This is a genomic window from Bradyrhizobium sp. CER78, from assembly GCF_029846235.1.
Lineage (GTDB): Bacteria > Pseudomonadota > Alphaproteobacteria > Rhizobiales > Xanthobacteraceae > Bradyrhizobium.
Genome location: NZ_JARVWP010000006.1, coordinates 1 through 17,205 on the forward strand (window position 1 = coordinate 1; position 17,205 = coordinate 17,205).

Genomic DNA, 17,205 nt, shown 5'->3' on the forward strand with positions numbered 1-17,205 from the left:
GATAGGTCCCCTCAAGGTGCTGCGGAACGCTCGCCTCGCATCGATAACCCCTCCGCCTTCACGGCGACGTTAATTTTGCCGTCCGTGCAAATACGGACGAGGAGTCACGCGATCAGACGATGCAGCACGACGTCACGGCCAGTCTCGGGCATCTACCACCCGGACGGGAAAGAGGCCGTTCCATCGGTCATCGCAATTTGAATCAAATGGAATCGCGGTGCCGTTAAGCCAAGCGAAACATTCGCGGCATGGCGTCGGCCTGCATCAAAGCCCCATCACCCTTTGGTTGAAGCCGGCCAGAAGGTGATCGCGCGCAAAGCAAAGGCGGCGGGGTTTCCCCCGCCGCCTCGATAGTCGATGTCTGTTGCGGCTACGCTTAGCGGAGCAGCTGCAGAACGCTCTGCTGCGACTGGTTGGCCAGCGCCAGCGCGGACACCGCGATCGACTGGCGGGTCGACAGCGCCTGGCTGTTGGCCGCTTCCTCGTTGGTGTCGGCCAGCGTCAGGTTGGACGAGCCGGTCTGCAGCACGTTGATCAGGTTCTTCGAGAAGTCCTGGCGGATCTGCACGATCGACAGGTTCGAACCGAGGGTCGAAGCCTGGGTGCGCAGCAGGCCGCTCGCGCTGTTGAGCGTCTTCAGCGTGGCGTTGGCCGAGGCGTTGTCGATGAAGTCCGTGCCGGCGGTCAACTTGGTGAGGTTGAGGCCGGTGGCGTTGAAGGTGACGCCCTGGATCTTCAGCGTCGAGGTGCCCGTCTCGTTGAAGGTCAGCTTGAGCTGATCGCCGTTGAGCAGGTTGATGCCGTTGTACGAGGCGTCCTGGGCGGTCGTGGTGATCTGGTCCAGGATGTTGTTGTACTGACTGACCAGGTTGGCGCGATTCGCCAGCCCGTTCGGATCCTGCACCGGGGCGCTGCCCGTCAGACCGTTGAACAGCTTGCCTGCACCGGCTGCCGTGCCACCGATCGTGCCGATCGTCGACGAAGCAGCATCGTTGGTGGTGCTGATGGTGAGCGCACCGCCTGCGCCGAGCGAGGCCTGCAGGTTGTTGGCCGCCAGCGCGGTGTTCAGGTCGTTCAGAGACTTCACCTGGCCTGCGCCGGCACCAAACGTGATGTTGGTGGCGGTGCCGTTGCCGGTCGCGCCGATCGTCAGGGTCAAACCATCGAGCGGCGACGGCGTTGCCACGGTGCGGGCCTTGGTTCCGGCCGTCAGGCCGAACGCTGCCAGCCCCGAGCCGGAGATGTTGAGATCCTGGTTGATGCCGGTGCTGATCTGGAGCGCGCCGGCCGACACGGTGGAGGCGGTGGTGGTGCCAGTGATGCCGTCGATCGCGGTGAGCAGGTCGCCGACCGTCAGGTTGCTGCCCGCGCCGGTGCCGAGGGTCACGTTGCCGGACGCATCGGTCGTCGAGGTGGTCTGCGAGGTCGAGAACGTGATCGACTTGCCGTTGACGCTGATCGTGCCGGTCGGAGTCGCCGCCAGGGTATCGGAGTTGGCCGCGCTGACGAGCTTGGTGGCGGCCGTGATCGGCGCCGGCGTCGTGAGGTTATTGTTGACGACCGTGCCAGCGAGGGTGGCGCTGGTGTAGGTGGGGGTGCCGCGGATATCGGCGGCGGTGGCGCCGGTGATCACGGCGGTCGTCACCTGCGACTTCTGGGAATAGCCGACCGCGGCCTGCAGCGCCTGATTGGCGACCGACTTGGCACTGTCGACGAGCTTCTGCAGCGAGGTGATGCCGGTGTTGGCGGCCTGCAGCACCTGCACGCCGTTGCCGATGCCGTCCAGCAGGTTGTTGATGTCGCTGGCGCGGTTGTCGAGCGACTGCGCCGTGAAGAAGTTGGTCGGGTTGTCGAGAGCGGTGTTGACCTTCTTGCCGGTGGACAAGCGGTTCTGCGTGGTGGCGAGCAGGTCGGCCGTCGACTGCAGCGAAAGCAGATTTTGACGGACCGATGCCGAGAGGACGATGCCGGACATACTGATACCCTTCTGGATGAACACGATTGACGCGACGCCGTAAATTTCGCACGGCGACCGGTGCCACACTGGTCCGTCCGCGCTACCCGTTCGTTAAAGGGCTACTCCGTACAAATACCCAGAACGGCTTTTGCCGGTAATTCTACCGCCGCCGGCGCCGGCGCACGATTGTGCGGCGCCTAGTCGCCGCCGGATCAATCTCGTGGCGGCGAATTTGTCCTCGCCTTTGCGGGACTTGCCGCAGGCCGGCGGCGCCGGCCGGGCACGTCGAAAAGCCCCGACGGCGATCATGACGACGCACGCTTCGGCGCGCATCAGAGTTAATGCAAATCAATAAATGCGAGACAATGCCGCAACCTCTTTGTCCGGGATGCGCGTCGTTCGAATCGCCGCGCAGACGGATGCAACGCCGATCGTCTGCCCCTTAGAGGGTATAAGGTTCGCACTACAACCCTTGTGCAATTGGACAGGCAAGCTATGGTCGCACTCCACACGCCAAGAGTAGGTGATGCGAGACCGTAGTGCTCCCGCCCTCGGCAGGAGCTCCAATGTCCGCGGTAACGCGCCCGCCCAATCGTCTGTTGCAAGCACTTCCCCCAGCGGAATACGCGCAACTTCATCCTCTTCTGGAAACCGTCGACCTGACCAAGGAAGCGGCGCTCGCCGATGCCGGCGCGCCGGTGCAGCGAGTTTACTTCCCGCACGCCGGCGTGGTCTCGATGATGATCAATCTGGCCGACGGGCAATCCGTCGAGATTGCAACCATCGGTCGTGACGGCGCCGTCGGCGCGTCCGCCGCGCTGCATGAGCGGCCGCTGCTCGCCGACGCGATCGTCGTGGTGCCGGGCACGGCGTCGGCGGTGCGGGCGGAGGATTTCCGCGAGGCAGCCAATCGCAGTGCCGAGTTTCGGACGCTGGTTGCACTCTATGAGCAGGCGCTGATGGCGCAGACGCAACAATCCGTCGCCTGCAACGTCTCGCATCCGGTGGAGGCGCGGCTGTCGCGCTGGCTGCTGCGCGCACGCGACCTGTGCGGCAGCGAAGCGTTGCCGCTGACCCAGGAGATGCTGGCGCAGATGATCGGCGTGCGGCGCAATGCGGTTTCGATCGTCGCGCACGGGTTTCAGCAGGCCGGCATCCTGCGTTATAGCCGCGGCCATATCGAAATCACCGATATCAACGGCCTGCGGAAGGCGGCGTGCGAATGTTATGCGACCGTCAAGGCGCACGCCGAACAATTGATCGGACCGGAAGATTGATCGCAGCGACCTCATGCCGCCGCGGATAATGTGAGGCCGCGGCGATCAGCGTATTCCTAATGGAACCGGGATGTGTTTCCATTGGAACCTGGACGCGCCAGAATAAGTTGCAAGGACGTCCGGCTGCACGCGTCAGCCCTGGTGACCAGAGACAAGCTTTGCCGGGAGGCAGGAGGTTGCTTTGGATACGGTTCCGCGATCACCCAACGGGTTTTTGTCGTCGCTTTCTGCGAGCGATTTCGAGCTGATCCGGCCGCATTTGCGGACGGTCGACCTCGCCGCCGATTCGGTCCTGATCGAGACCGACGAGATGCTCAAGCGGACCTACATGCCGCACAAGGGCGTGATCTCGCTGGTGGTCAAGCTGGCGAGGGGCGAGCGCGTCCAGGTCGCCATGGTCGGCCGCGACAGCATCTTTGGCGCATTCGCCCCGCTGGTCGAGGGGCGGGTCCTGAACAACGCCACGGTGCTGGTGCCCGGCCTCGCCTCGACAATCGAGCTCGAGCCGCTGCGCGCGGCCGCCGGCCAGAGCCCGACGCTTCGCACCATGCTGCTCCGGCACGGGCTCGCCGTCTATGCCCAGATCCAGCAGACGGCGGGCTGCAACGCCGCGCATACCGTGGAGTCGCGGCTGGCGCGATGCCTGCTGCATACGCGCGACCTCTCCGGCAGCAACAAGATCGTCCTGACGCAGGAAGCGATGGCGCAGATGATCGGCGCCCGCCGCAACAGCGTGTCGCTGGTCGCGCATACCCTGCAACAGGCGAATTTCATTCACTATAGCCGCGGCCACATCGAGATCACCAACGCGGACGGACTGATCAGGACCGCCTGCGAATGCTACGCCGCGGTCAAGGCGCAGTATGCGGGGCTGCTGAATTGCAAGGAAACCAGCGGCTAGCGTTTCGATTCAAGCGGTCGGCGTCTCGCGCAAAATCCCCTCGCCGTCGCGCAAGCCGTACTCCTACGGCGTACGATTTTCACCGTCGGATAACGCTGCTTCCGCAAAGTCGCGTGGACGCACGGGGGAGCCGATGTTCACGTACGAGACGACCGACCGGAAGGAAGCCCGGCGCTTCCGCATGGCCCAGTTCAACGGCCGGCCAGCCACCGTCAAATCCGCCGGCGCGACGGTCACGGGGCGGGTGCGCGCGATCGTCGAAAGCAAGTCCGGCGCAATGGCGGCATGGGTGGTCACGATCGTTCCGGACGAACCGAAGACGGCCGCTCCCGCCGCGCGGCTCGCGCCGCGGCTGTGCTTCGCCGCAGAAGACGATTTCTGAGAACCGGTCTCCGCTCAGGCGGAATGCAACAAGGCCTTGCGGACCAGATCCGCGGTGTTGCGCGCGCCGAGCTTGCGCATCGCCTCGGCACGATGGCTCTCGAACGTGCGCGGGCTGATGTTCATCCGCAGCGCGCCTTGCTTGTTGGAATAGCCGTCGCTGATCAGGCTGAGCACCTCACGCTCGCGCTTGGTCAACGGCTTGCGGCCAGCCTCCGGCGCGAACATGACATCGGGTGACCGGACACCTGCCGGCTTGTCGTCACCCTGCGGCCTGAGATCGGCAGCCGGAACGGCATTCGGGTAGAGATCCGAAATCTGCTTCAGCATCGCGGACACTCGCTCGGTCTGTTCGAGCGCGTTCTCGATCACCTGCCGCAGGTAGACGCCGTTGCCGGGCGCGTGCGCGAACTGCTGACTGTGCTGCTTCAGCTCATTCATATAGAGCAGCAGCGCCGTCACCGGCCCATTGAACTGCCGGACGATGGCCGCACCGGCGTCCGTGGTGACCTGCGGGCGCGGCGCAACGGCCCCATGAACCTCAGACTGCTGCCCCTCGAGCGCCGCGGTTCCGCCCATCCATGCCGGAAGGCGCGCCTCGGCTCGATTGTCATGTTGCGTCATAAGTATGGTTTACCGAAGGTGAACTTGTGGCCGCGTTAACACGGGACTCCGTAGAACTACGGGTGACGCAACTGTGACCTCGGGCCCCGACCTGCCAAGCAGGCGCAGATTACCGCCGATTTGGCAACGAATCTCGCATATTTGAGTCGAATTACAGTATTCTTACGGGACGACGGGCGGCTTAGTCCCGATGATCTCACAGGTGGATTTTTACCGTCCCGGCTCGCGCGGACGCATCCCACACCCTGCTGTCACGTCAGAAATGGCCGGATCGCGCGCCGCGCCTTCGGCTCACCGGCGCCGGAGCCGGAGGAATTTCTGCAGGAACCGTCCCGAAAGAACGAACCTGAACCACCAATACGCCATTCGCCGGGTCGACATCGATCATCCCTCTACGCTCGGGATCGCATCGGCTTACCGCACGTTGGGACACGTTCGTATGAGGCGGTTCACATTGCTCCGGCGGACGCTGGGTCAGGCGAATGTCAATTTACAGCCCCGGCACGCGCCGTGATGATCGCTGCCTCTCGGCCAACAAAAAGGGTGCGACAATGCTGCGAGGGCGGAGCGGACGAAATGGATCCTGGATGATGATCGCGGCGCTCGCCTCGGCACTGCTGCTCAGCGCCGGCGCGCAGGCCCAGACCACGCCGACCGGCGACGCAGCGCCGGCCCAAGACAACACGATCATGATCACGATCTTCTTCAAGCATGATCAGTCGCGCCCGCTCGGCGAACTCAATGCGCAGCTCGAGCGGCAGGGCTTCTACAAGGCGTTTCCGCCCGAAGGTGTCGAGGTGGTCAGCTGGTACGTGATGATGGGCGCGGGCCAGGTGGTGACCCTGCGGCTGCCGGCATCACGGCTGCGCGAGGTCAATCGCGTCATCGAGAACAGTGCCTGGGGCGCCTATCGCACCGAGTTCTATCCGACCTACGACTACAAGGCGGTCGGGATCGGCAAGCACGACAAGGCCAAGCAGTAGCGCACCGCGCCGAGATCGGAGTTGAAGTCGCGGCCGCGCACCGGACTTATCGGTTCTGGTTCAGTCAGAACCGGTTCACCTTTGATCCGATGCGCTACTATGCGTGAGCGCGCGGGCGCTCGCTCAGCCGCTTTGCCAGTATCCGAAGATCCTGACGGCGCCCGCTGCAAAGCAGGCGGCTGAATTCGTCGGGATCGATGGAGGCAGGTGGAAAATCGGCTGAACTGCGTGCGACGCGGCGTAGCCAGGTCAATCGGAAGAGACGCCTGAGCATCTTCATGGTTGTTAGCCCCGATGAGCGCCTTTGTTAAATCGCCGTAATGAAATTGGTTCCGTTTCTTGTGGTCGCCCCGCGCGAAAATTGGTTCAACGCCATCCGGCGAGCAGCGCCTTGCGCTTTTGCACGCGCGCAATGGATCGCCGCACCGCGGCCTGATCCAGCGAACCGTCCTGCACCGCACCCGCGACCGCCGCGGCAATGCCGGCCATCGCCTGCTCCTGGTCGAACAGGTTGTTGCCGATGCAGATCATGTCCATGCCGGCGGCGATCGCCTGCAGGCTGGCCGCGCTGGTGCCGAGCGCCTTCTGCAGCCCCTGCATCTGCATGTCGTCGGTGATCAAGAGCGTTTCGGGCAGACGGCGGCGCAGCCGGCCGATCCCGGCCGGTGACAGGGTCATCGGATGCTGCGGGTCCCACTGGCGGACAATGGCGTGGCTGACCAGCACCGCATCGCCGAAAGTATCCGGGGCCAACGCGTAGAACAGCTCTTCCTGCTCCGGCCGCAGCGCATCGGAAATGTCCATGAACTCCAGATGCGAATCGACGTGCGCGCCGCCGATGCCCGGATAATGCTTCAGGCAGAGACCAACTCCGGCCTGCCGCGCCGCGGCGTCGACCAGCCGGGCATTGGCCTCGACCTCGCCGAGATCGGACGAATAGGACCGCTTGATCTTGCCGATATTGGGGTTGTCGGAATTGTAGTCGACGTCGATGACCGGCGCGAAATTGTAGCGGATGCCGAGTCGCCGCAACTCGCCATAGCTCGCGGCCAGGATCGTCTGCTTTTCCGTCAGCGCGAGCAGGTTGAAATCCTTTGCGCTCGGCAGCGGCTGAAAGCCGAGGCCATCCTTGAGCCGGCGGACCAGACCGCCCTCCTGGTCGATGAAGACCAGCGGCTCTGACGGCAGCGCCGCGATCTCGGCGCAGAGCGACTGCACCTGCGCGGGCGAAGCGACGTTGTTGTCGTATTGCCGGGTCTGGCACGAGTAATCGAACAGGATCACCCCGCCGAGCCCGAATTGCGCAGCAAATTCCCTCAGCCAGGTTGGAATGACCTTGCCGTAGAAGCCGAGAATGAAGAGTTCGCCGACGGACATGACTGCTCACTATGGGATTGGCATGGAATCAACGCCGCCCTGAAGGGATAGCACGCGGCCGCAGCGGTAAGAATATGACGCAAGCCGCGGCGCGACTGCGTTCCCCGTGCTCGCATCCCTATGTTAAGACACGCCGGCACGCCGCGATCGCACCTGCCACAACATAAGAAGCTTTTTTTGGAAACCGCCCATGACCGCACCTTACGCCCCGCAAATGGCCCTTTACCGCGATTGGCTGAAGGAGACCCGCGGCCTTGCGTTTGCGGATTTCGAGGCGATGCGGCGCTGGTCGGTCACCGATATCGACGCCTTCTGGCAGAGCGTCTGGGATTATTTCGACCTCCGTTCGCCCACACCGCATAGCGCGGTGCTGGCCGAACGCAAGATGCCGGGCGCGGTGTGGTTTCCCGGCGCCTCGGTGAACTATGCGCACCAGGTCTTCCGCCATGTCGCGCCGGCGCATGCCGCCGGCCTGCCGGCCCTGATTGCAAGCGGCGAAGACGGCAGACTGTCGGAGACGAGCTGGCCCGAGCTGCGGCGCCAATCGGCGGCGCTGGCGCTGCATCTGAAGGCCAAGGGCGTGCGCGCCGGCGACCGCGTCGCCGCGTACTTGCCGAACATCCCGGAGACCATCATCGCGTTTCTTGCGACCGCGAGCCTGGGCGCGATCTGGAGCGTCTGCGCGCCCGACATGGCGGCACCTGCGGTGATCGACCGCTTCAAGCAGATCGAGCCGAAGGTGCTGATCGCCTGCGATGCCGTGACCTATGCGGGCCGCCGCCACGACCGGCAAGGCGTGATCGAGGAGTTGCGGCGCGCGCTGCCGACGGTCGAGCATGTCATCCTGCACAGCGACGCGGCACCGTCAGAGACACGGCTGTCATCCATCCTCGCCGGCCAGGGCACCGAGATCGACGCCTTCGAGCCGGAATGGCTGCCGTTCGATCACCCGCTCTGGATCGTCTATTCCTCAGGGACCACGGGATTGCCGAAGCCGATCCTGCACAGCCATGGCGGCATCATCGTCGTGGCGCTGCCGCTCTCGACGCTGCACAACGACATCGGCTGCAGCTACCACCCGAACTCGTTCGGCGAACGCTTCCACTGGTACTCGTCGACCGGCTGGATCATGTGGAATTGCCAGGCCAACGGCCTGCTCAACGGCACCACCTGCTGCATCTTCGACGGCAGTCCCGGCGGCACCAAGGACAAGCCGGACTGGACCACGCTGTGGCGCTTCGTCGCCGACGCCAAGGCGACCTTCTTCGGCGCAGGCGCGGCGTTCTTCGCCAATTGCACCAAGGCCGAGATCGATCTCGCCGCCGTCGGCGACCTCTCACGCCTGCGCGCGCTCGGCTCGACCGGCTCGCCGCTCTCAGCCGACACGCAAGCCTGGTTCAACGAGCGCTTCGCCGCGCTGTCGAAGCGCAACGGCAACGCCGCGCAGGCCGACATGTGGTGGGCCAATATTTCCGGCGGCACCGATTTCGCCGGCGCCTTCATCGGCGGCAATTGCGAATTGCCGCAGACGCCCGGCATCATGCAATGCCGCCTGCTCGGTTGCGCGGTGGAGGCGTTCGACGAGCAGGGCCGCGCCGTGATCGACGAGGTCGGTGAGCTCGTCTGCACCGAGCCGCTGCCTTCGATGCCGCTCCGCTTCTGGAACGACCCCGGCAATGCGCGTTATCTGTCGAGCTATTTCGAGACCTATCCCGACAATTTCGACGGCAGCGGCCGCGGCCCGGTGTGGCGGCATGGCGACTGGCTCAAGGTCAACCCCGACGGCTCCTGCGTGATCTATGGCCGCAGCGACGCCACCATCAATCGCCATGGCCTGCGGATGGGCACCAGCGAGCTCTATTCCGCGATCGAGGCGCTGCCGGAAGTGCTGGATTCGATGGTCGTCGACCTCGAATATCTCGGCCGCGACAGCTACATGCCGCTGTTCGTGGTGCTGCGCGAGGGCGTCACCTTCGATGCCGCGATGAAGACGAAGATCAACAAGGCGGTTGAAGCCGGGCTGTCGCGCCGCTTCCTGCCCAACGACATCTTCGTGGTGGCGGAGATTCCGCGCACGCTGTCCGGCAAGAAGCAGGAGCTGCCAGTCAAGAAGCTGCTGCTCGGCCACCCCGTGGAGAAGGTCATCAACCGGGATGCGATGGCCAATCCCGGTTGCCTCGACTGGTATCTCGACTTTGCCAGGACCTATCTGAGCAAGCAGGCCGGCGCGGCATGAGCGCTTGCGCCGGCTGCTAGCCCGACTTGCCCCGCCATGGCGGCGGCACCAGCGCGGCGCGCAGGTGCTCCACGAATGCCTGCGTGCGTCTGGCCCGTCCACTGCGGCCAGGATTGAGCAGCGCAACGATGTCGGCCGGTGGCAGGCGATGGCTCGGCAGCACACGGACCAGCCGGCCGGCGTCGAGATCCTCGGCGACATCCCACTCCGACCTGACGATCAGGCCGTGATGCGCCAGCGCCCAGGCTTTCACGATCTCGCCGTCATTGCTCGACAGCACCGGCTCGATCCTGACGACGTCAGGCTCCGCCGCGGCACGCTTGCGGGAGAACCGCCAGAGCGTCACGTCCTCTTCGTTCTCACGCAACGCGATGCACTGATGCAAGCGCAGATCCTGCGGACGCGCCGGCATTCCCCAGCGCTTCAGATAGGCCGGCGAGGCGCAGAGATAACGCTCATTCGGGGCGAGACGCTGCAAACGAAGCGTGGAGTCCTTTAGCGTACCGATGTGAATCATCACGTCCCACGCGCTCATCGCGGCACGCCCCGGCCGATCGGACAGTTCGAGCTCGACCGACACCTCGGGATGACGTGATCGGAAGGCGGCAACGACCGGGGCGATGTAGCGGCGTCCGAAGCCGAGCGGCGCAAGGATCTTCAGATGGCCGGCGATGGTGCCGCGACGCGCCTGCAGTGCGTCGGTCAGCTCCGTCGCCTCGTCGAGCAGCGCGCCGCCGCGCAGCACCAGCAGCTCGCCCTCATCGGTCAGCGTCAGCCGCCGCGCCGAACGGCTGACCAGTTGAACACCCAGCCGCTGTTCCAGGCTCTGCAGCCGCTGCGAGACCGCTGACGGCGTCACGTCGAGCGCCCGCGCCGCGGCCGCGAGCGACCGGGCCGCAGCGATGGCTACGAAGAAGCGGATGTCGTCGGTCGAAATCATTAAGCCTAGACTTAATATAATAATGACATTCGGTAAATTGTACTTAGTGCAGAAACGGCTAGTCTCGGCCGCATGTCATCAGCTACTGTCCTGAACGCGCCGCATCCGCTCGCCGGGCTCGAGACGCCCTGTCTCGTCCTCGATGAGGACCGGATGCTGCACAACATCGCCCGCCTGAAGACGCGGCTATCGCGGCTCGGCGTGCCGCTGCGCCCGCATCTGAAAACCGCAAAATCAATTCCGGCGGCGCGCGCCGTGATGGACGGCCCGAGCGGCCCGGCGGCGGTCTCCACGCTGCAAGAGGCCGAGGCGTTTGCCGCGGCAGGCGTGAAAGACATTCTCTATGCCGTCGGCATCGCACCACAGAAGCTCGATCGCGTTGCCGCGCTGCGGCGGCACAGCGTGGACCTGTCGGTGGTGCTCGACAGCCTCGAGCAGGCTGCTGCCGTCACCACGATGGCGCGCGCAACGAACGACCGAATTCCCGTGCTGATCGAGATCGATTGCGACGGCCATCGCGCCGGCGTGAGTGCAAACGACCCGTTGCTGGTCGAGGTCGGCCGCGCGCTGCATCAAGGCGGCGCCGAATTGCGTGGCGTCATGGCGCATGCGGGCGAATCCTATTCCTGCCGCAGCGTGGCGGCGCTCGAGCAGGCGGCCGAGCAGGAGCGCGCCGCCGCAGTCGCCTGCGCCGAGGCATTGCGCTCAGCCGGGCTGCCCTGCCCCGTGGTCAGCATCGGCTCGACGCCGACGGCGCATTTCGCGCACCGGCTCGATGGCGTCACCGAGGTGCGCGCCGGCGTCTTCGTGATGTTCGACCTGGTGATGGCCGGGATCGGGGTCTGCGCCATCGAAGACATTGCACTGTCGGTACTCGCGACGGTGATCGGCCATCGCGCCGATCGCGGCTGGACCTTCATCGACGCGGGCTGGATGGCGCTGTCGCGCGATCGCGGTACCGCGAAGCAGCCGATCGATCAGGGCTACGGCATCGTCTGCGACATCGATGGTCGGCCCTTTCGCGACCTGATCGTGTCCGAGACCAATCAAGAGCACGGCATCATCGCGCTTCGTCCCGGCAGCACCTCGCCGCAGGTGACGCTGCCGGTCGGCACGAAGGTGCGGATCCTGCCGAACCATGCCTGCGCGACCGGAGCGCAGCACGACCGTTATCATGTCGTCGCTGCCGGCTCCGGCACCGTCAGGCAATGGGAGCGGTTTCGCGGATGGTAGGAGACGTAGCGCAGCCCATGAAGCGAGCCTATGACGCCGTGTTGTTCGACCTCTTGACCGCCCTGCTCGACAGCTGGACGCTGTGGAACAAGGTCGCCGGCTCCGACGAGGCGGGGCTTCGCTGGCGCGCCGAGTATCTCAAGAACACCTATGCCACCGGGCGCTATCGTCCCTATGAGGATCTGGTGGGTGAAGCCGCGCGCAATGTCGGGCTGCCGGTCGAGCGCGCCGCCGAGCTTGGCGCACGCTATGCGGAGCTCGATCCCTGGCCCGAGGTTCGCGATGTCCTGCAAACGCTGCACGAGGCCGGTGTCGCACTCGGCGTCGTGACCAACTGCTCGGAGCGGCTCGGCCACATCGCCGCCGATCGCCTCGGTATTCCGCTCACGGTGTTCGTGACGGCGGAGCGCGCGGGCTACTACAAGCCGCAGCCGCAACCCTACCAGCTCGCGCTCGACGAATTGCCGGTCCCGACAAATCGATGCCTGTTCGTCGCGGGATCGGCCTATGATCTGTTCGGAACGGCACGTGTGCACTTGCCGACTTGGTGGCATAATCGAGCCGCAATGAACCTGCCGGAAGGGGCGCCCGCCCCGATCACGGTTCGTGACAGCCTTGCGACGCTCCCCGATTTCGTGCTTGGACGCAACGCGCCCGGCCCGCCCCTTGAGGACTGAATCGAGATGCCTTCACCCAGCTACGTCGACCCGCTGAACGGAAAGCTCTACCCGCTGGATATCCCGCGCTGGTGCTCCGACGAGGGCAAGCCGCTGCTCGTGACGCCGCTGCCCGGCATCTCCCGCGACGAGGTCGAGCGCGGGACGCGGTCGCTGTGGCGTTACCGCGCGGCGCTGCCGGTCGAGATCAGGCAACCGATCACGATGGGCGAAGGCTGCACGCCCGCCGTCGAGAAGGCGTGGGGCGATCTGCGACCGCATTTCAAGCTGGAATGGTTCAATCCGACCGCAAGCTTCAAGGATCGCGGCACCACGGTGATGCTGTCGTTGCTGCGCCAGCTCGGTGTCGATGCCGTGCTGGAGGATAGCTCGGGGAATGGCGGCGCGTCCGTCTCGGCCTATGGCGCGGCGGGCGGCATGCGGGTGAAAATCCTGGCGCCGGCGACGACGTCGCCGATGAAGGTGGCGCAGATGCACGCTTTCGGCGCCGAGGTGCAGCTGGTGGAAGGGCCGCGCGAGGAATCCGAAGCAGAGGCGATCCGTCAGTCGAGGCAGATCTTCTACTCCAGCCACAACTGGCAGCCCTTCTTCCTGCAAGGCACGAAATCGCTGGCCTACGAGATCTGGGAAGATTTCGGCTTCACCGCGCCCGACAACGTCATCATGCCGGTCGGCGCCGGCAGCAGCCTGCTCGGTTGTTACATCGGCTTCAAGGAGCTGCTTGCGGCCGGGCAGATCAAGAAGTTGCCGCGGCTGTTCGGTGCACAACCGCTCAACTGCTCGCCAGTCGATGCCAGCTTCGCCGCCGGCGTCGACACGCCGGTCGATCGCGCGGTCCGCAAGACCATCGCGGAGGGCACCGCGATCAAGTATCCGCTGCGGCTGAAGCAGATGATCGCGGCGCTGAAGGAGAGCGGCGGCGGCACGGTCGCAATTCCGGAGGACGGCATCATCGCCGCATTGAAGCGGCTGGCGTTGACCGGCCTGTTCGTCGAACCGACCTCGGCCTCGGCCGCCGCCGCGCTCGACGTGCTGAAGGACCGCGGCGCGATCCGGCCGGCGGAGCGCACCGTCGTCATCATCAGCGGCACCGGGATCAAGGCCGCAGGGCTGATCACCGAGTTGCTGGGCAGCTAGTCAGCCTGCAATCGCTGCGGCGGCGAGCGCCGGCGCGGCGTGCGCCCGCCCGATATTGTCGAGGAACTGGCGCACGCTTTCCTGCCAGGTAAAGGTCAAAGCGTGGGCGCGGCATTTCTCGCGCGGCACGCGCAGCGCACCGAGCGCCGCGCGGCGCAGATCGTGATCGAGACATCCGCAGCCTGATTTGCCGATCACGTCGAGCGGCCCCATCACCGGGAACGCCGCGACCGGCACGCCGCAGGCCAGCGCCTCGAGCAGCACCATCCCGAACGTATCGGTCAGGCTTGGAAACACCATGACGTCAGCCGACGCATAGACATCGGCGAGCGCCCGTCCCGTCCGCGTGCCGAGGAAATGAACCTGCGGAAACCTGGCCTGCAGGCTGCTGCGCAGCGGTCCATCCCCGACCACGACTTTCGAACCCGGCAAATCGAGACCGAGAAAGGCATCGAGGTTCTTCTCGACCGCAATGCGGCCGACATAGAGGAACACCGGTGCCGGGAAAGCGAGCGGCCGCTCCGTGCGGGGGCAGAACAGCTCGGCATCGACGCCACGCGACCACGGCATCAACTTACGGAAGCCATGGGCTTTCAGCGCCTGCTCGAGCGACGGCGAGCCGACCATGATGCCGTCGCCACCATTATGGAAGCGGCGCAGCGCCGCGTAGCTCCACCGCAGCGGCACCGGCACCCGCGCGGCGAGGTATTCGGGAAAGCGGGTGTGGTAGCTGGTCGTGAACGGATAGCCGCGCGTCCGGCAGACATGGCGGCTGATCCAGCCGATCGGACCCTCGGTCGCAATGTGCACCGAGTCCGGGCGCGCTGCGTCGATCGCGCGCGCGATGCGTCCGATCGACGGCAGCGCGAGCCGGATCTCCGGATAGCCCGGCAACGGCATGGTGCGGAAATCGGCCGGCGTGAGAAAGCTGATCTCCGCACCAAGCGACGGCGCTTCGCTGGCGAGATACTCGAGCGAGCGGACCACACCATTGATCTGCGGACGCCAGGCGTCGGTCGCCACCAGGACACGCATCAGGCGACCGCCTCCGCGAGCGGCGCGAAGCCAGCCGCGTTCGACGCCGGCTGCGGATCCGTCCATCGGACGATTTCGAACTGCCCGTCATAGCGCTCGACCACGCCCGTGCAGGACTCCACCCAATCTCCGGTATTGATGTAGCGCACGCCGAAATCATCGTGCATCGCCGCGTGGTGGATATGACCGCAGATCACGCCCTGAACGTTGCGGCGCCTGGCCTCGGAGGACAGCACCTCCTCGAACCGGCCGATATGGTTGACCGCATTCTTGACCCGCAACTTGGCCCAGGACGAGAACGACCAATAGCCGAACCCGAATTGGCGCCTGATCCGGTTGAGCCAGACATTGGACGCCAGCGCGGCCCGGTAGCCGACATCACCGATCAGCGCGAGCCATCGCGCATGCCGCACCACGAGATCGAAATGATCACCGTGAACGACGAGGTAGTCGCGGCCGTCGAGACCACGATGGATCGCGCGTTCGACCACCTCGACGCCGCCGAACGCCGCACCGGCATAGTCACGCAGGAATTCGTCGTGATTGCCGGGTATGTAGACCAGGCGCCGGCCCCGCTGCGCGAGCTCGATCAGCTCCCGCACGACGGCATTGTGCGCCGTGGGCCAGTACCAGCTCGACCGCAGGCACCAGCCGTCGACGATGTCGCCCACCAGGAACACGGTTTCGGCATCGTGGTGCCGAAGAAAGTCGATCAGCCGCTCGGCCTGGCACCCTCTGGTTCCGAGATGGACGTCGGAGATGAACAGGCTTCTGACCTTGACGACATGCCGCGACGAGAGCCGCACTGCGCCGGCGCGATCGTCGCGTACCGGAAGCCAGACATCTCGATCGGCCTCGCTGCCGTCGCGCCGGAATGCTGTCGCCATGGCCTCGGCCAATCCAGCGAGAACCCTGGTGACATCGCGGCTGGCGCATCGCCGGAAGATCGAACGATGCCAATAGATGCCTGCCACGAGCACCAGCAGCGCGAACTCGGCCGCGCGATATCGCCCGCCGGATGCCGCGACGCCGAACTGATAGCTCGCAGCCAGCACCAGCAGCGCGGCGGCGGCGCATTCGAGGGTATGCGAGCTCGGCCGCAAGCGGGACAACAGGACTCTCATGCGCCTTCCTCCACCGGCAAGCGCGAGGGCAGCGCGAGCGGCTTCGCGAAAGGCCGCGGCGCGAGCGAGCGCTTGTAGAAGCGGAAGCCGAGGAAGAGCGCGACCTCCACGGCGATCAGGACGACCACCACCCGGAAGCCGAGGCTGACCGGATCATGACCGCTGCCGCGCAGCGCATAGCCCAGCGTGAGGAACGGCATGTTCCAGATCACGGTGCCGATCGCCGTCGCCATCACGAAGGCGCGCGGCTCCAGCCGCAACACGCCGGCGGGCAGCGCCAGATAGATCCGCACCGTGGGCAGGGTCTGGCCGATCAGCGTCACCCAGAAATGATTGCCGCGATAGGCGTCGGTGAGCTGCTGGTAGAGCGAGGGCCGCAGCAGCACGAACTTGCCGTAGCGCGTCACCAGCGCTTCGATGCGCCGCGAGCCGAGCGCGCGCCCGAGCCCGTACCAGCCGATCGCACCGACGACGGAGCCTGCGCTGGTCGCGAGGATGGTCATCGTGAGCGTCGTGCCGTCGGAGACTGTCAGCCCGAGCAGCATCAGCAGCACGTAGGACGGCAGTAGCGGGATGAACTTCTCGGCGACGGCAAGGCAGCCAACGCCCACCAGGCCGAAGTGCAGGAACATTGCAATCGTGCTCGACGTGTCCATGGCGCCTCGATCAAGCGTGGGGGTGGCGGCGGCTGATCCGGTACACGGACGCCGGCGGCAGGTTGCGGAACGTCTGCCCGACACAGCTCGCCTGCAGATCGAGGCGATCCAGGACCGCGTCCGACACAGGGCAACGCGGGCCATAGGTGATCTGGTAGAAGGCACCGCCTGTGCGGAGATAGCGGAAGGCGGCATCGAGGATCGTCGTGACCTTCTCCGGCGGCATGATGAGAAGCCCGAGCCCGCTCACGACTGCACCGACCGGCGCCCCTTCGAACAGCCTCTCCCTCCACAGCCAGGCCGCATCCATCCAGAGCACCCGGGCACCCGGGAAGCGCCGTTGCAGCAGCGGGATGAACTCGGAGCCGTACTCCACCAAGGTGAGATCCTGCTGCCTCACACCGCGCTTCAGCAACGCGTGGGTGAAGACGCCGGTGCCGGGGCCAAGCTCGATCACCGGACCGGTGTCCGCCGTGATCTCCTGCGTCATCAGGGACGAGACGGCGGGCCCGGACGGCGCGACCGCGGCGACGCGCATCGGATTGCGCACCCAGGCGCGGAAGAACGGCAGGATGTCAGCGGCTGACATGCTGGAGCTCCCGCACGCTGGGCGCGTTGCGCATCTCGCGCCGCGGCTTCGTTGACAAGGCCATTCCCATATCTTTCA

Annotated in this window: 16 protein-coding genes; 8 read left to right on the forward strand and 8 right to left on the reverse strand. The window is 65.5% G+C overall.

From position 1 onward, the window contains the following. Window positions 1-376: 376 nt before the first annotated feature. Window positions 377-1,975 carry a flagellin gene (locus QDT69_RS14105; RefSeq protein WP_279707132.1) on the reverse strand — a complete coding sequence of 533 codons (1,599 nt, stop codon included), beginning with the start codon at window positions 1,973-1,975 and terminating at the stop codon, window positions 377-379. A gap of 548 nt (window positions 1,976-2,523) precedes the next feature. On the opposite strand from QDT69_RS14105, the gene QDT69_RS14110 reads away from it, so the two are divergent. The 3 genes from QDT69_RS14110 to QDT69_RS14120 all read left to right on the forward strand — a co-directional run bounded on the left by QDT69_RS14110 (window position 2,524) and on the right by QDT69_RS14120 (window position 4,517). After that, a complete protein-coding gene (locus QDT69_RS14110) occupies window positions 2,524-3,234 on the forward strand; it encodes a Crp/Fnr family transcriptional regulator (protein ID WP_279707133.1) in 711 nt (236 codons plus the stop codon). Window positions 3,235-3,415: 181 nt separating this feature from the next. Continuing rightward, window positions 3,416-4,135, forward strand: coding sequence for a Crp/Fnr family transcriptional regulator (locus tag QDT69_RS14115; protein ID WP_279707134.1), 720 nt, complete (start codon window positions 3,416-3,418; stop codon window positions 4,133-4,135). A 133-nt stretch (window positions 4,136-4,268) separates the two neighbouring features. After that, window positions 4,269-4,517 carry a hypothetical protein gene (locus QDT69_RS14120; protein WP_279707135.1) on the forward strand — a complete coding sequence of 83 codons (249 nt, stop codon included), beginning with the start codon at window positions 4,269-4,271 and terminating at the stop codon, window positions 4,515-4,517. Between the two features lie 14 nt (window positions 4,518-4,531). Here the strand turns inward: QDT69_RS14120 and QDT69_RS14125 are convergent, their stop codons facing one another. Then, window positions 4,532-5,140, reverse strand: coding sequence for a helix-turn-helix transcriptional regulator (locus QDT69_RS14125; protein ID WP_279707136.1), 609 nt, complete (start codon window positions 5,138-5,140; stop codon window positions 4,532-4,534). Window positions 5,141-5,691: 551 nt separating this feature from the next. Between QDT69_RS14125 and QDT69_RS14130 the strand changes: the two genes are divergently transcribed. Next, window positions 5,692-6,123, forward strand: coding sequence for a hypothetical protein (locus QDT69_RS14130; RefSeq protein WP_279707137.1), 432 nt, complete (start codon window positions 5,692-5,694; stop codon window positions 6,121-6,123). Between the two features lie 366 nt (window positions 6,124-6,489). Here QDT69_RS14130 and QDT69_RS14135 read toward each other — a convergent pair whose 3' ends face one another. Beyond that, the gene (locus QDT69_RS14135) at window positions 6,490-7,500 is read right to left on the reverse strand and encodes a glycoside hydrolase family 3 N-terminal domain-containing protein (protein ID WP_279707138.1); all 1,011 of its coding nucleotides are present in this window, start codon (window positions 7,498-7,500) and stop codon (window positions 6,490-6,492) included. Window positions 7,501-7,663: 163 nt separating this feature from the next. Between QDT69_RS14135 and QDT69_RS14140 the strand changes: the two genes are divergently transcribed. Continuing rightward, entirely contained in the window at window positions 7,664-9,736 is a 2,073-nt protein-coding gene (locus QDT69_RS14140) for an acetoacetate--CoA ligase (RefSeq protein WP_279707520.1), read from the forward strand. A gap of 16 nt (window positions 9,737-9,752) precedes the next feature. On the opposite strand, the gene QDT69_RS14145 is transcribed toward QDT69_RS14140, so the two are convergent. Continuing rightward, window positions 9,753-10,676 carry a LysR substrate-binding domain-containing protein gene (locus QDT69_RS14145; RefSeq protein WP_279707139.1) on the reverse strand — a complete coding sequence of 308 codons (924 nt, stop codon included), beginning with the start codon at window positions 10,674-10,676 and terminating at the stop codon, window positions 9,753-9,755. A gap of 72 nt (window positions 10,677-10,748) precedes the next feature. Here QDT69_RS14145 and QDT69_RS14150 point away from each other — a divergent pair, with 72 nt between their 5' ends. Genes QDT69_RS14150 through QDT69_RS14160 form a run of 3 tightly spaced genes read left to right on the forward strand, consistent with a single transcriptional unit; the run spans window position 10,749 to window position 13,723 of the window. Further along, window positions 10,749-11,909: a DSD1 family PLP-dependent enzyme gene (locus QDT69_RS14150; protein WP_279707140.1), complete on the forward strand. Its 1,161-nt coding sequence runs from the start codon at window positions 10,749-10,751 to the stop codon at window positions 11,907-11,909. A gap of 17 nt (window positions 11,910-11,926) precedes the next feature. Further along, window positions 11,927-12,586, forward strand: a complete 660-nt coding sequence (locus QDT69_RS14155; protein ID WP_279707141.1) for an HAD-IA family hydrolase — start codon at window positions 11,927-11,929, stop codon at window positions 12,584-12,586. A 6-nt stretch (window positions 12,587-12,592) separates the two neighbouring features. Further along, on the forward strand, window positions 12,593-13,723 hold the full coding sequence (locus QDT69_RS14160) for a threonine synthase (protein WP_279707142.1): 1,131 nt from the start codon (window positions 12,593-12,595) through the stop codon (window positions 13,721-13,723). Here QDT69_RS14160 and QDT69_RS14165 read toward each other — a convergent pair whose 3' ends face one another. The 4 genes from QDT69_RS14165 to QDT69_RS14180 form a co-directional block, all read right to left on the reverse strand. After that, entirely contained in the window at window positions 13,724-14,758 is a 1,035-nt protein-coding gene (locus QDT69_RS14165; RefSeq protein ID WP_279707143.1) for a glycosyltransferase family 1 protein, read from the reverse strand. After that, window positions 14,758-15,564: a UDP-2,3-diacylglucosamine diphosphatase gene (locus QDT69_RS14170; RefSeq protein ID WP_279707521.1), complete on the reverse strand. Its 807-nt coding sequence runs from the start codon at window positions 15,562-15,564 to the stop codon at window positions 14,758-14,760. The genes QDT69_RS14165 and QDT69_RS14170 overlap by 1 nt, the downstream gene beginning before the upstream one ends. Before the next feature lie 314 nt (window positions 15,565-15,878). Beyond that, window positions 15,879-16,538 (reverse strand): DedA family protein, encoded by a 660-nt coding sequence (locus tag QDT69_RS14175; RefSeq protein WP_279707144.1) that lies wholly within the window; start codon window positions 16,536-16,538, stop codon window positions 15,879-15,881. Window positions 16,539-16,548: 10 nt separating this feature from the next. Continuing rightward, window positions 16,549-17,127 carry a methyltransferase domain-containing protein gene (locus tag QDT69_RS14180; RefSeq protein WP_279707145.1) on the reverse strand — a complete coding sequence of 193 codons (579 nt, stop codon included), beginning with the start codon at window positions 17,125-17,127 and terminating at the stop codon, window positions 16,549-16,551. Window positions 17,128-17,205 lie beyond the last annotated feature (78 nt).

Excerpts from the sequence above, each read along its gene's own strand:
- QDT69_RS14120 (WP_279707135.1), top strand. The coding sequence starts at position 4,269 with ATGTTCACGTACGAGACGACCGACCGGAAGGAAGCCCGGCGCTTCCGC.
- QDT69_RS14105 (WP_279707132.1), bottom strand. The coding sequence starts at position 1,975 with ATGTCCGGCATCGTCCTCTCGGCATCGGTCCGTCAAAATCTGCTTTCG.
- QDT69_RS14155 (WP_279707141.1), top strand. The coding sequence starts at position 11,927 with ATGAAGCGAGCCTATGACGCCGTGTTGTTCGACCTCTTGACCGCCCTG.
- QDT69_RS14175 (WP_279707144.1), bottom strand. The coding sequence starts at position 16,538 with ATGGACACGTCGAGCACGATTGCAATGTTCCTGCACTTCGGCCTGGTG.
- QDT69_RS14145 (WP_279707139.1), bottom strand. The coding sequence starts at position 10,676 with ATGATTTCGACCGACGACATCCGCTTCTTCGTAGCCATCGCTGCGGCC.
- QDT69_RS14110 (WP_279707133.1), top strand. The coding sequence starts at position 2,524 with ATGTCCGCGGTAACGCGCCCGCCCAATCGTCTGTTGCAAGCACTTCCC.
- QDT69_RS14150 (WP_279707140.1), top strand. The coding sequence starts at position 10,749 with ATGTCATCAGCTACTGTCCTGAACGCGCCGCATCCGCTCGCCGGGCTC.
- QDT69_RS14165 (WP_279707143.1), bottom strand. The coding sequence starts at position 14,758 with ATGCGTGTCCTGGTGGCGACCGACGCCTGGCGTCCGCAGATCAATGGT.
- QDT69_RS14180 (WP_279707145.1), bottom strand. The coding sequence starts at position 17,127 with ATGTCAGCCGCTGACATCCTGCCGTTCTTCCGCGCCTGGGTGCGCAAT.
- QDT69_RS14130 (WP_279707137.1), top strand. The coding sequence starts at position 5,692 with ATGCTGCGAGGGCGGAGCGGACGAAATGGATCCTGGATGATGATCGCG.
- QDT69_RS14160 (WP_279707142.1), top strand. The coding sequence starts at position 12,593 with ATGCCTTCACCCAGCTACGTCGACCCGCTGAACGGAAAGCTCTACCCG.
- QDT69_RS14125 (WP_279707136.1), bottom strand. The coding sequence starts at position 5,140 with ATGACGCAACATGACAATCGAGCCGAGGCGCGCCTTCCGGCATGGATG.
- QDT69_RS14135 (WP_279707138.1), bottom strand. The coding sequence starts at position 7,500 with ATGTCCGTCGGCGAACTCTTCATTCTCGGCTTCTACGGCAAGGTCATT.